Origin of the sequence: Neorhizobium lilium (genome assembly GCF_004053875.1) — a bacterium.
GTDB classification, from domain to species: Bacteria; Pseudomonadota; Alphaproteobacteria; order Rhizobiales; family Rhizobiaceae; genus Neorhizobium; species Neorhizobium lilii.
In genome coordinates this window covers 1,239,076-1,251,387 of record NZ_SBIP01000002.1, presented here as the reverse complement: position 1 = coordinate 1,251,387, position 12,312 = coordinate 1,239,076, and the positions used below count along the sequence as shown (strand labels likewise).

The 12,312-nt window shown below is 64.0% G+C and carries 9 protein-coding genes; 6 read left to right on the top strand and 3 right to left on the bottom strand.

What is annotated here, in order from left to right; genetic code table 11:
• The first annotated feature begins 130 nt into the window (after positions 1–130).
• The 3 genes from EPK99_RS12250 (at position 131) to ftsZ (ending at position 5,577) form a co-directional block, all read left to right on the top strand.
• On the top strand, positions 131–2,473 hold the full coding sequence (locus tag EPK99_RS12250; RefSeq protein WP_128443288.1) for a polysaccharide biosynthesis tyrosine autokinase: 2,343 nt from the start codon (positions 131–133) through the stop codon (positions 2,471–2,473).
• Positions 2,474–2,615: 142 nt separating this feature from the next.
• Positions 2,616–4,418 carry an adenine deaminase gene (locus tag EPK99_RS12245; RefSeq protein ID WP_128443287.1) on the top strand — a complete coding sequence of 601 codons (1,803 nt, stop codon included), beginning with the start codon at positions 2,616–2,618 and terminating at the stop codon, positions 4,416–4,418.
• Between the two features lie 136 nt (positions 4,419–4,554).
• Positions 4,555–5,577, top strand: a complete 1,023-nt coding sequence (gene ftsZ / locus EPK99_RS12240) for a cell division protein FtsZ (protein ID WP_128443286.1) — start codon at positions 4,555–4,557, stop codon at positions 5,575–5,577.
• A gap of 45 nt (positions 5,578–5,622) precedes the next feature.
• On the opposite strand, the gene EPK99_RS12235 is transcribed toward ftsZ, so the two are convergent.
• The 3 genes from EPK99_RS12235 to EPK99_RS12225 all read right to left on the bottom strand — a co-directional run bounded on the left by EPK99_RS12235 (position 5,623) and on the right by EPK99_RS12225 (position 8,332).
• Entirely contained in the window at positions 5,623–6,546 is a 924-nt protein-coding gene (locus tag EPK99_RS12235) for a pseudouridine-5'-phosphate glycosidase (RefSeq protein WP_128443285.1), read from the bottom strand.
• A gap of 11 nt (positions 6,547–6,557) precedes the next feature.
• The gene (locus EPK99_RS12230) at positions 6,558–7,667 is read right to left on the bottom strand and encodes a carbohydrate kinase (RefSeq protein ID WP_128443284.1); all 1,110 of its coding nucleotides are present in this window, start codon (positions 7,665–7,667) and stop codon (positions 6,558–6,560) included.
• A 71-nt stretch (positions 7,668–7,738) separates the two neighbouring features.
• Positions 7,739–8,332 (bottom strand): TetR/AcrR family transcriptional regulator, encoded by a 594-nt coding sequence (locus EPK99_RS12225; protein ID WP_128443283.1) that lies wholly within the window; start codon positions 8,330–8,332, stop codon positions 7,739–7,741.
• Between the two features lie 235 nt (positions 8,333–8,567).
• On the opposite strand from EPK99_RS12225, the gene EPK99_RS12220 reads away from it, so the two are divergent.
• Genes EPK99_RS12220 through EPK99_RS12210 form a run of 3 tightly spaced genes read left to right on the top strand, consistent with a single transcriptional unit; the run spans position 8,568 to position 12,312 of the window.
• Entirely contained in the window at positions 8,568–9,044 is a 477-nt protein-coding gene (locus EPK99_RS12220; protein ID WP_128443282.1) for a (2Fe-2S)-binding protein, read from the top strand.
• The gene (locus EPK99_RS12215) at positions 9,041–10,024 is read left to right on the top strand and encodes an FAD binding domain-containing protein (RefSeq protein WP_128443281.1); all 984 of its coding nucleotides are present in this window, start codon (positions 9,041–9,043) and stop codon (positions 10,022–10,024) included. The genes EPK99_RS12220 and EPK99_RS12215 overlap by 4 nt, the downstream gene beginning before the upstream one ends.
• Complete coding sequence (locus EPK99_RS12210) at positions 10,021–12,312, top strand: xanthine dehydrogenase family protein molybdopterin-binding subunit (protein WP_128443280.1); 2,292 nt, start codon at positions 10,021–10,023, stop codon at positions 12,310–12,312. Before EPK99_RS12215 ends, EPK99_RS12210 begins: the two co-directional genes overlap by 4 nt.

Below are 12,312 nucleotides of genomic sequence, written 5' to 3'. Positions count from 1 at the left end.
TGCGCAGCTGTTGCCCGGCATGGTATTCTATGGGCCGCAAGACCGCGTGGCCTGACTTACAGACCCTAGTCCGAGGAGCGACAGGCAGGATCTGTCGTTCCCGATCAATCCTCCCAAAGCGGACACAGCCATGGATCAGGTAAACTTCCGGCCGATGACGATTTTCCCGAGCGAAAGCAAGGATGCTGACAGCTTCATCGATCTCGACAAGCTGTGGACGGCAGCCATGCGCCGGCTTGGCGTCATCATCGTCTGCGTCATCGCAGCCGTTGTCCTGGCCGGTCTTTACCTGTTGACCGCGCAGCCGAATTACACGGCGATGACGCAGATCCTGCTGGACGAAAATCTGTCGCGCTACGCGGAGGATGCGACGGACAACCAGACGGCTCAGTTGATCGACAACCGCATGTCGAGCGCGGTCGAGATTTTGAAGTCCAAGGCGCTGGCGCTCAGCGTGGTGGAAAAGGGCAATTTCGACCAGAACGAGATGCTGGTGAACCCGCCCAAGTCGCCGGTCGATCTTATCAAGGGGGTCGTCCAGAGCGTAGTGTCGCTCGTCTCGCCCGGCAGCCCTCCGGCGACCGATAGCCAGATCCGCGCCGGCCGCCGGGAAAAGGCCGCTGCCGTGCTGCAGCAGGCGCTGACGGTGGAGCGCATCGGCCGCAGCTCCGTTATTGCCCTTTCGGTCAAGTCACCCGACCCGCAGCTGTCCGCGCAGATCACCCGCACCTATGCAAGCTCCTACCTGACGGAGCAGCTCAATGCCAATTTCGACGCCACCGAACGGGCCACGCTCTGGCTGCAGGAGCGTCTCACCGACCTGAACACGCGAGCGCAGGAAGCGTCGCTGGCCGTGGAGAAGTATAAGCGCGAGAAGGGGCTGGTTTCGCCGCGCGGCGAGCTGCTTTCCGCCCAGCAGCTGTCGGACCTGAACAGCCAGCTGATCGTTGCGCAGGCCGACGTGGCAAGCGCTTCCGCCCGTTATAATCAGTACAAGTCGATCCTCGATCAGGGCGCCGACACGGCCGTCCAGAATGCCGTCGTTTCCACTCGCGATACGGACAACACCGTCCTGCAGGATCTTCGCAAGCGCGTCATCGCCGTCACGGATCGCATGCAGGCAGTCGTGCAGCAGTTCGGCGCCAATCACCCGCAGGCCGTGGCCCTGGCCCGGGAGAAGGACGATCTCTCCCAGCAGATCTACCGGGAATTGCAGCAGCTGACCGGCAGCTTCAAGAATGATCTCGACGTCGCCAGTTCTCGGGAGCAGTCCCTGCGGGCGAGCATCGAGCGCGTGGCCGGCAACAATTCCGATGCCAATGTCTCCATGGTCCAGCTGCAGGAACTGCAGCAGAAGGCCGATGCGCTGAAGGCGCTCTACCAGTCCTATCTGCAGCGCTTCGAAACCGCGAGCCAGCTTCAGTCGCTGCCGATCGCCAAGGCGCGGGTCATCTCCGATGCCGGCGTGCCGACCGCACCGTCAAGCCCGCGCAAGACGCTGACCATAGCGCTTTCCGTAGTGCTTGGCCTGATGCTGGGCTGCGCGATCGCCGCGCTTCTTGAATTCCGCGAACGCTTCTTCCGCACCAGTGAAGACGTGCAGGAAAAGCTTGGCATGCGGTTCCTCGGCTACCTGCCCATGCTCAACGCGATGCAGTCCGAAGATAACACAGCGGCTCCCGCTCCTGCAGAAGTCGCAGAAGGCGCGCAGCTTCCTGCCGGAGCGCCCATCTCCTTCCGCCGGATGATGCGGATCGCGGTGGAATCGCCGCGTTCCCAGTTTGCCGAAACGCTGCGCAATACCAAGCTTGCCTGCGATATCGTCTTTCAGGGTCGCAAATGCTCGGTCATCGGCGTCGTCTCCTGCCTGCCCGGCGAAGGCAAATCCATGGTGGCGGCAAATCTTGCCGGCCTGATCTCGGCGGCCGGCGTGCGGACCCTCGTCATCGATGCGGACATGCGCAATCCGGGCTTGAGCAAGATGCTGGCGAGCGAGCCTGAAGTCGGGCTGGTGGACGTGGTGCTGCAGAAAACGCCGTGGACGGCGGCCGCACGGGTCGATCGCCGCTCACGCCTGACCATCCTGCCCATGACCATGCGCAGCCGGCAGCTCAGCCACACGAGTGAACTTCTCTCATCGACCGGCATGAGCCAGTTCCTGGACAGCATCAAGGATACGTTCGACGTCATCATCGTCGATCTCGCGCCGTTGATCCCGGTCATCGATGCCAAGGCCTTCGAGCCTTATGTCGATGGCTTCGTCTTCGTGACGGAATGGGGGGTAACGCCGGTCAAGGCGGTGCAGAGCGTGATGCGCTCCGAGCCTCAGATTGCGTCGAAAACCATTGGCGTGATCCTCAACAAGACCGACATGTCGAGCCTGCGCAAATATGCGGATCCCGGCGCACCGGAGCGCTTGGCCGAAAGCTACTCTTCCTATTATCGCGAAGGTCCGGCCTCACGCCCGAAGTAGGGCTCACACTTCCATTGGGTCGCTTCGGCGGCGCGGCACATCCCTGCCGCGCCGTCTTGCCGATGGGCATAAGGCCCTTCCTTGCGCTGCCGAACTTGCCTACGATGGCCGGTATCGCGATCATCTCCAGACGGGAATTTTCATGGCCTCGCTCAATCGTTTCTCCGTAAAGCCGCTCTCGACCATGACGCGCCTGCTGGCCGACGTCGCCTCGGCGCGGCGCGAGCCGGAACTGGTCATCCGGGATGCGCGCATCCTCTCCACCTATTCGGAGCGGATGATCGACGGCCGGGAAGTCTGGGTCTCGGGCGGACGGATCGCAGCCGTCAAGCCAGCCGGAAGCTACAGCGGTGGCGCCGCCAAGCTCTACGATGCGCGAGGCGGCATCGTCGCGCCAGGACTGGTCGATCCGCATATCCATATCGAGTCCTCGATGGTCACGGCCTGCGCCTATGCGGAAGCAGCCCTCCTCAACGGAACGACCACGATTTTCTGCGACAGCCACGAGATCGGCAATGTCATGGATGTGGCCGGCGTCGAAGCCATGCTGGAGGACGCGCGCCAAGCACCCCTTTCGATCTTCCTGACCGTGCCGAGCACGGTGCCGGCCACGACTGCGGAGATGGAGACGGCAGGCGGGGACCTGACGCCGGACAAGATCGCTGAGTTGTTCGACAAATGGCCGGAGGCCGTGGCGCTCGGTGAGAAGATGGATTTCGTGCCGGTCGCCATGGGCGACGAGCGCAGCCACGCCATTCTCGCCGCGGCGCTGCAACGGGGGCGGCCGGTGTCGGGCCATGTCTACGGCCGGGAGTTCGTCGCGGCCTATGCCGCATCGGGCGTCACCGACACACACGAGGCGATCGATCGCGATATTGCCGACGACCTGCTGGAAGCGGGCGTCTGGCTGTTCCTGCGCGGCGGCCCGCCGACGACGCCATGGCACTCCCTGCCGCAGGCGATCAAGACGATCACCGAGCTTGGCGCCAGCCACAAGCGGGTCGCCGTCTGCACCGACGACCGTGACGCGGAAGATCTGCTCGCCTTCGGCATGGACTGGGTGACGCGTGAAGCGGTGAAATACGGCATGACGCCCGAGCAGGCCTGGTCGATGGGCTCGCTGCACGGCGCAACACGCTTCGGCATGGAAAACGAGATCGGCGGGCTGGGCGGTGGCCGTCGGGCGGATCTCGTCCTGCTTTCCGACGACCTGAAACCGGTCAGCACTTGGTATGGCGGCGAACTGGTGGTGGACGACAAGAAGATCACGCCTCTCCTCGACGAGGCGCTGTCCAAGCCATACCGCTATCCGGACGCGGCCTACCACACCGTCAAGCTGCCGAAGGGCCTGAAGCTGACGCCCGACCTGCCGACCGAAACCGTCGTCGCCCACACGATCAAGACGGAGCTTCCGGGCATCACGCTCCGGCATGTGACCGTCACGCTGGAACCCGCCAATGACTGGCAGGCGCATTTCGACAAGCACGATCTCTGCTTCGTGACGGTGGTGGAGCGCCACGGCAAGTCCGACGGCAATGTCGCGCATGGGCTTCTAAACGGTTTCGGGCTGAAGAAGGGCGCGGTCGCCTCTTCGGTGGGGCATGACAGCCACAATATCATCGTTGCCGGCACCAATGCTGCGGATATGCAGGTGGCACTGGATGCGATCGAAGCGACACAGGGCGGCGTCTGCGTCGTCATGGACGGCAAGGTGACGGCCATGGTACCTCTGCCGATAGCCGGCCTGCTGTCGGACAAGCGCGTCCACGCGGTTGCAGACGAGGTGAAGGCCCTGAAGCTCGAATGGGAAAAGGCCGGCTGCACCATCGCCTATATGGGTTTCAACCTCATCCCGCTGTCGGTCATTCCGGAAATCCGCATCACCGACAAGGGGCTGGTACTGGTGCCGGAAATGCGGATCGAACCGCTGTTCGAGCCTGCATAGGCGGTCTTGAAAGCGCCGGCCGTAAGATCGTCACACTTGGTCATTTTCGCCGCGCCTCTGCCTTGATGCGCGTGTACCCTCGCGGCCGATTCGCTGTCCGAAGGGGCGGGGCACACTATTATTCAAGGAGAGCATGATGACCGACGCCAAGAATGGAATTTCCGGGCTGCGGCCGCATATCACGGTGATCGGCGTCGGTGGCGGTGGCGGCAACGCGATCAACAACATGATCGCGGAAGATCTACAGGGTGTCGAGTTCATCGCCGCCAATACGGATGCCCAGGTGCTCGCTACCTCCAAGGCGTCCCGCCGCATACAGCTCGGCGCGCATATTACCGAGGGCCTGGGCGCAGGCTCCCAGCCTGAAGTCGGGCGTGCGGCCGCCGAGGAATCGATCGATGAGATCATGGATCACCTTGCCGGATCGCATATGTGCTTCGTCACGGCCGGCATGGGCGGCGGCACCGGGACTGGCGCTGCCTCGGTGATCGCGCATGCGGCCCGTTCGGCGGGCATTCTCACGGTCGGCGTCGTCACCAAGCCGTTCTTCTTCGAAGGCAATCGGCGCATGAGGATGGCGGAAGCGGGCGTCGAGGCGCTGCGCCAGGCGGCCGATACCGTGATCGTCATTCCCAACCAGAATCTTTTCCGGATTGCTGATGCGAAGACCACGTTCGCCGATGCCTTCATGACGGCCGACCGGGTGCTGTTTGCCGGCGTCGGCTGCATCACCGATCTGATCGTCAAGGAAGGCCTGATCAATCTCGACTTCGCGGACGTGAAGTCAGTCATGCGCGGCATGGGCCGGGCAATGATGGGCACGGGCGAAGCTGCCGGCGAGGGCCGCGCGATGAATGCCGCCGAAGCGGCAATCGCCAATCCGCTGCTGGACGACGTGTCGCTGAAGGGCGCACGAGGCGTGCTGATCTCCATCTCCGGCGGTTCGGACATGACGCTGTTCGAAGTGGACGAGGCGGCGAGCCGTATTCGCGACCAGGTGCAGGACGATGCCGATATCGTCGTCGGGGCGATCTTCGACCGCAATCTTGATGGCAAGTTCCGCGTGTCGGTCGTGGCGACGGGGCTCGAAGACGGTGGGCTCGCGGCCCCCGCGCCGGAATACGGGACAGAATACGTCCAGGCCCGCACCCTGCAATAACCTTTGGTCGGCGCCGGCGGAGCAGTCCGCCGGCGCCGTTTGCCATCAGGCTTTCTTCAGCGCCGCATAGGCGACCGCCATACGGGCGGCCAGTGCCGCGTTATTGCGCACGAGGGCGATGTTGGCCTTCAGGCTCTCACCTTTCGACAATTCGTTAATGCGCGCCAGAAGGAAAGGCGTCAGCTCCTTGCGGCCTATGCCGCGTTCCTCCGCCTCCCGCACCGCATCCGCAATCGTGCCGTCGATGAAATCGGGCGTCAGCGCGGCCTCTTCCGGGATCGGGTTGGCGATCAGCAGACCGGTGCCGGTGCCGAGCTGGTGGTGCAGGTGCATCGCCTTGGCGATGTCTTCGGCCGTGTCCAGCCTGTGGTCTGCCGTGTAGCCGCTCTGGCGGGTGAAGAAGGCCGGAAAATCCTCCGTGCCATATGCGATCACGGGCACGCGCTGGGTTTCCAGATATTCGAGCGTCTTGGCGATATCGAGGATTGATTTGACGCCTGCACAGACGACTGCTGTCTTAGTGCGGCCAAGTTCGGTCAGATCGGCCGAAATATCGAAGGTTTGTTCGGCACCGCGATGGACGCCACCGACGCCGCCGGTCGCGAAGATGTCGATGCCGGCGAGGTCGGCCAGCAGCATGGTTGCCGACACCGTGGTTCCCGCCGTCTGGCCGCGCACCATGGCGACAGCCAGGTCGCGTCCCGACGCTTTCACGACGCCCTTGGCCTGCGCCAACTGCTCCAGTTCGTGATGTTCGAGGCCGGCGCGCAGTTCACCATTGATGACGGCGATGGTCGCGGGCACGGCGCCGTTCTCACGCACCACGGCCTCGACGCCGAGCGCCGTTTCCAGGTTCGCCGGATAGGGCATGCCATGGGTGATGATGGTGGACTCGAGCGCCACGATCGCGCCGCCGCTTGCGAGCGCTTCGGCCACTTCCGGGCTGAGCTTGGGCTTTATCAGAGACATGAGATTTCCTTTCAACCGGTGATGCGATGCAGGTTTGCATCGAGAAACGTGTCGGAGAGTTGCGGGTGGACGCTGGCCGGTGTTTCCGTCGTCATGGCGCCCAGCAGTGCGCCGATCCTTGCCGCGGCATAGAGATCGTCGCCCGCCATCAGGCGGTGCAGCGTGCCGGCAATCATGGCATCGCCAGCGCCCGTCATATCCACCGAGGCGGCGGCGACAGCAGAGAAGACCCGGATGCCCTCCATGCCGGCGACGACGATCCCCTCCGCGCCCATGGTGACGATCGCCTCTCCGGCGCCCGCCTTTTGCAGGCCGAGGGCCGCGTCCTGCGCGTCCGCCATGCTCCTGCCCGTAAGGCGAGCGAGAATGGCATTGGCTTCATCGAGGTTCATCAGCAGAAGGTCGATGCCGGTCAGGTCGTTCGGCAGGCGGGCGGCCTTGACGGTGGACACCGCGTCGATGGCCAGACGAAAACCGGCGGTCCTCGCCTTACCGATCAGGGCGGCCAAGGTTTCTGCGGGCAGGTTGCAGTCGCTGAAGACCCAGCCGGCGGACGCCAGATGGGGCCAGATGCGGTCGATATGGTCGGGCAGCAGAAGATCGAAGATGCTCATGTCGGCAAGCCCCATGACGAGGTCGCCTGCGGGGTCGAGCACCGCCGCATATTCCGCCGTCGGCCGCTCGCCGGTCACCGAAACCTGGCTCACGTCTATGCCGCGCTCGCGCATGGTGCTGAGCAGCGTGCGACCTGCCTCGTCGTCGCCGACGATCGATACGAACGTGGTGGCGGTGCCGAGCCTTGCGAGGTTTTCCGCAACATTGCGGGCGACGCCGCCCAGGCTGCGGACGCCGTCCACCGGATTGGAGGTTTCCGGCACCAGCGGCTGCCGCGCCCGGTATTTGCGGTCGAGTACCGCCCCGCCGATGCAGACGGCCCGCGCCGGTTCCGCCAGCACATAGCCGCGGCCGAGAATATGGCCCTTCTGCATGAGCTGGACGATATGCGCAGCTACCGTGGAGCGCGCCAGGCCCAGCATGGAGGCAATCTCCTGCTGGCCGACAAAGGGATTGTCGCGGATTGCCGCGAGCACGGCTGCTTCCTGCGGGCTTGCTTCTGTCATGACCGGAGCCTCGAATGTTGTTGGCTCAATACAACATCTGACTAGCAAGTCAACAATAGTTGCGAGACTGATTAGCGCTGGGTACGCAGCCCATCCATCAGCAGGCCGATCAGGCGATGCGCCCGCTGGCGCCATTCCGGCGAGTCCGGGATGGAATAGATGCTCGACAAGGCGTGCAGCAGGTCCGTCGTTTCTATGTCCTTGCGCACGAAGCCTTGAGAACTAGCATTCTGTAGCAGACTGTCCAGCGCGCCGCGCACAAGGCCCGCGCCCTCCGCAAACAGCGCGGAATTGGACGTCATCAGGATGCGCAGGCTGTTTGCCATGCCGCGCTTGGTCGCCATGTAGCCGACGAAGCGGCGGGTCCATTCCTCCAGCGCCACATCCGGCGGATGGTTGGCCGACAGGTCGGCTGCGGCGGCGGCAAGCCCTTCGAGTTCGCGCCGATAGACGGCTTCCACCAGATGCTCACGCGTCGGAAAATGCCGATAGAGCGTACCGATCCCGACGCCTGCCTGACGGGCGATGTCCTCCAACGCGGCCTCGCCTGCCTTTTCCGCAAAGACAGTAGCAGCCGTCTCGACAAGCTTGTCGCGATTGCGGCGGGCGTCCGCGCGGAGCTTGTTGGGCGCAGGGCATGGTGTTGTCGTCTCGGCCGAGGACAAATGAAAAACTCCGCAGCATGGCCTTGACGAAAGCCGGCCAATCCTTAGTTTAAACGGAGGCGCCTCCGTTTATCTGGAGTGCCTTACACTTCTTAATGCAGGAAGGGGCCGGATGTCATGCCGAAAGATGGCGGCAGGTCTTTCTTGCAGTTCACTTAGAGCGGGGCTGCCGGTCGGCCAGCCGGTCTACACCGAAATAATCTCAAGTCGCGTGACGATGGCAGGAGCTCAATCCATGACACGAACACTTCATCTTTCTCTCGACATCAATGGGAGGCGGCACGAGCTCGACGTCGAGCCGCGTGTCACCCTGCTGGATGCCCTGCGTGAACATCTCGCGCTGACCGGCACCAAGAAGGGCTGCGACCAGGGCCAGTGCGGTGCCTGCACCTGTCATGTGGACGGCCAGCGGGTCCTCTCCTGCCTTACGCTCGCGGCCCAGGTGGAGGGCCGTCAGATCACCACGATCGAAGGCGTCGCGGGGCCGGAGGGCGAGCTTCATCCGGTGCAGGCGGCTTTTCTGGAGCATGACGCCTTCCAGTGCGGCTATTGCACGCCGGGCCAGATCATGTCGGCGGTCGCCTGCATCCGCGAAGGCCATGCCGGCTCCGACGATGAGATCCGCGAATACATGTCCGGCAATCTCTGTCGGTGCGGGGCCTATAACAGCATCGTTGCGGCGGTGCGTGAAGCGGCGGAGGCAGCCCGATGAGAGATTTTTCCTATTCCCGCGCAGCCTCGCTGGAGGATGCCCGTCAGGCAATCCTTCAGCCGGGCGCGTTTGTTCTTGCCGGCGGCACGACCTTGCTCGACCTTGCCAAATGCGGCGTGACCGAACCGGAAACGGTGGTCGATATCAGCCATCTCGCCGGCCTCGATGCCATCACCGTCGATGAGGAAGGCGTCACCATCGGTGCGATTGCCCGCATGAGTGCTGTGGCCGACCATCCCGGCGTCCAGGCCGCTTTCCCGGCAATCTCGGAATCCCTGTCGCTCGCCGCCTCGGCGCAGTTGCGCAACATGGCAACCATTGGCGGCAATCTTCTGCAGCGGACGCGCTGCGCCTATTTCCGCGATCCCGCAGCATTCCCTGCCTGCAACAAGCGCGTGCCCGGTTCGGGCTGTTCGGCGATCGGCGGCGTCACCCGCAACCATGCGGTGCTCGGTGTCAGCGACAAGTGCATTGCGAGCTATCCGGGCGATCTCGCCGTTGCGCTGGTGGCCTTCGATGCTGTCGTGGATCTCGGCGCGCGCCAGGTGACGGTGGAGGATTTCTTCCTTCCCTATGGCGATGCGCCGGAACAGGAAACCGTGCTGCGGCCGGGCGAGGTGATCCTCGGCGTGAAGATCCGGGCATCTGCGGCGGGGATGAAATCCACCTATCTCAAGGTCCGCGACCGCCAGTCCTATGAGTTTGCTGCGGCAAGCGCTGCCGTCGGCCTCGAATTCGAAGAGGATGGTGTGACGGTGCGGGATATCCGCGTCGCGCTCGGCGGCGTTGCCTCCAAGCCCTGGCGAGCCCGCTCCGTAGAACAGGCCTTGATCGGAAAGCCTCTGGAGGCGGAGACCGTCGCCTGGGCCGCGCGCCTCGCGATGGATGGCGCCGTCAGCTACAGCGACAATCTCTACAAGATCGAACTTGCTCCGCGCGTCATAACCCGCGCCATCCTGACTGTTGGAGGTCTGGCATGACAATCATGGAACCCCGCAAACATGGTAGTGCCTCGGATGGCCTTGTCGGCGGACGGCTGTCGCGTTTCGAAGGCCGGATGAAGATCACCGGCGCCGCTACCTATGCGCTGGAATATCCGGTGGAAGGCGTCGCGCATGCGGTGCTGGTGCAGAGCACGATTGCGGCCGGACGCGTTACCTCCATCGACACGTCGGCAGCACTCGCAGCGCCGGGCGTGCTGCTGGTGCTGACGCCCGAGGACGAGCTGGGTCTGATGACCGCCTCCGACTGGTATGGCAACCGGCCCGAAAACCAGCCTTACTTTCCGCTGCCCCGCGAGGTGAGCTATAACGGCCAGAGCATTGCCGCAGTCGTTGCCGAAAGCCGCGAACTTGCCGTCGAGGCGGCAAAGCTGTTGCGGATCGCCTATGACGAAGCTCCCCGCGTCGCCGATCTCTACGATCCCGCGGCCGGAAAGGGCAAGCTGATGGAGAACCTTTCGGCAGGGTGGGGCGATGCGGAAGCAGCGCTTGCTGCGTCTCCGGTCAGGATCGAGGCGGAATACAGCACGCCGCGCGAATACCACGTCGCAATGGAACCGCATGGGCTGACCGCCAGATGGGATGGCGACAGGCTGACCGTCTGGGAGCCCAGCCAGTGGACCCATGGCATGCAGCGCAATTACGCCGAATGGTTCGGTCTTCCGCTCGAAAATGTGCAGATCGTGTCACCCTTCATCGGCGGCGGCTTCGGCTCCAAGGGTGTGGCGCTGGCCTATGGGGCAGTGGCTGCCGCGGCGGCACGCAAGCTCGGCCGGCCGGTCCGGCTGGCCCTGACGCGTCCGCAGAACTTCACCAGCTATGGCGGCCGTGCCGCGACCCGGCAGACCATCGCACTCGGTGCGACAGAAGACGGCGTGCTGCAGGCGATCGTCCATCGCGGCTTCAACGAAACCTCCACCTATGCGGATGTTCCCGAACAGACGGGTGCCGCAACGCCGATCCTCTACAAGGTGGAGAACTTCTCCTCGCAATCTCGCGTTGTGCCGGTCAACGTGGTTTCGCCCGGCGCCTTGCGTGGGCCGGGCAAGAACCCCAGCGCCTTCGGCATCGAATGCGCCATCGAGGAACTTGCCTACAAGATCGGCATGGATCCGCTGGAACTGCGGCTGAAAAACTATGCCGATCACGATTACCAATCCGGCAAGCCATGGTCGACGCGACGGTTGCGCGAAGCGCTGACCGAGGGCGCCGACGCTTTCGGCTGGAGCAAGCGCAGCCATGCGCCGCGTTCCATGCGCGAAGGCCGCACGCTAATCGGCTGGGGCATAGGCTGCGGCACGTTCCCGGTGCTGCGGGCGCCAAGTGCCGCCATGATCCGCATTCTCGGCAATGGCCGCGTCGAAGTCGTCAGCGGTGCGATCGATATGGGGCAGGGGACCTACACCATCCTTGCCCAGACGGCATCGGAAGCCTTCGGCGTCCCGGTCGAGCAGATCGACGTGGTGCTGGGCGATTCCCGCCTGCCGGGCTCGGCAATCGCGGGTGGTTCCATGCTGGCCGGCTCCATCACCGGGGCGGTCCACAAGACGGCTGCGGCGGCCCGCGACGAATTGATAGGCCTTGCGCTGAACGATCCGATGTCGCCCTTCCGCGACACCGGCGCCAATACGCTGACCGTCAGCGAAGGGCGCATCTCGGTGCCGAGCGGCGAGGGACTTTCACTTGACCTTGCCGAGCTCATGGCTGCCCTCGGCCGCGAGGAGATCGAAGTGACGCGCAACACGCTGCCGGACGATGCGCAAGGCCTGACCGACCAGAACAATGCGTGGAGCAGCATGGCGCGGGTCCAGGGGCCGACCATGGGCGATTATTCCATGCACAGCTGGTGCGCCCATTTCGCCGAAGTGCGGGTGGACGAGGATTTCGGCACGGTGCGGGTTTCGCGCATGGTCTCCGCCTTCGATTGCGGCCGGCTCTATAACCCCAAAATGGTCGAAAGCCAGTGGCGCGGCGGCATCATCATGGGCATCGGCCAGGCGCTGTTCGAAGAGGGCCATGTGGATGGGCGCAACGGCCGCACCGTCAACAACAATGTTGGCGACTATCTGGTGCCGACCAATGCCGACATCCCCGATCTGCAGGTCATCTCCGTCGGCGTCCCGGATTACGAGGCCTCGGCGCTCGGCGGCAAGGGGGTTGGCGAAGTCGGGATCGTCGGCGTCGCACCGGCAATTGCAAACGCCGTTTTCCACGCTACCGGCAAGCGCATTCGCGACCTGCCGCTGACGCTGGAAAAACTGATCTAG

Excerpts from the sequence above, each read along its gene's own strand:
- EPK99_RS12250 (WP_128443288.1), top strand. The coding sequence starts at position 131 with ATGGATCAGGTAAACTTCCGGCCGATGACGATTTTCCCGAGCGAAAGC.
- EPK99_RS12245 (WP_128443287.1), top strand. The coding sequence starts at position 2,616 with ATGGCCTCGCTCAATCGTTTCTCCGTAAAGCCGCTCTCGACCATGACG.
- ftsZ (WP_128443286.1), top strand. The coding sequence starts at position 4,555 with ATGACCGACGCCAAGAATGGAATTTCCGGGCTGCGGCCGCATATCACG.
- EPK99_RS12235 (WP_128443285.1), bottom strand. The coding sequence starts at position 6,546 with ATGTCTCTGATAAAGCCCAAGCTCAGCCCGGAAGTGGCCGAAGCGCTC.
- EPK99_RS12230 (WP_128443284.1), bottom strand. The coding sequence starts at position 7,667 with ATGACAGAAGCAAGCCCGCAGGAAGCAGCCGTGCTCGCGGCAATCCGC.
- EPK99_RS12220 (WP_128443282.1), top strand. The coding sequence starts at position 8,568 with ATGACACGAACACTTCATCTTTCTCTCGACATCAATGGGAGGCGGCAC.
- EPK99_RS12215 (WP_128443281.1), top strand. The coding sequence starts at position 9,041 with ATGAGAGATTTTTCCTATTCCCGCGCAGCCTCGCTGGAGGATGCCCGT.
- EPK99_RS12210 (WP_128443280.1), top strand. The coding sequence starts at position 10,021 with ATGACAATCATGGAACCCCGCAAACATGGTAGTGCCTCGGATGGCCTT.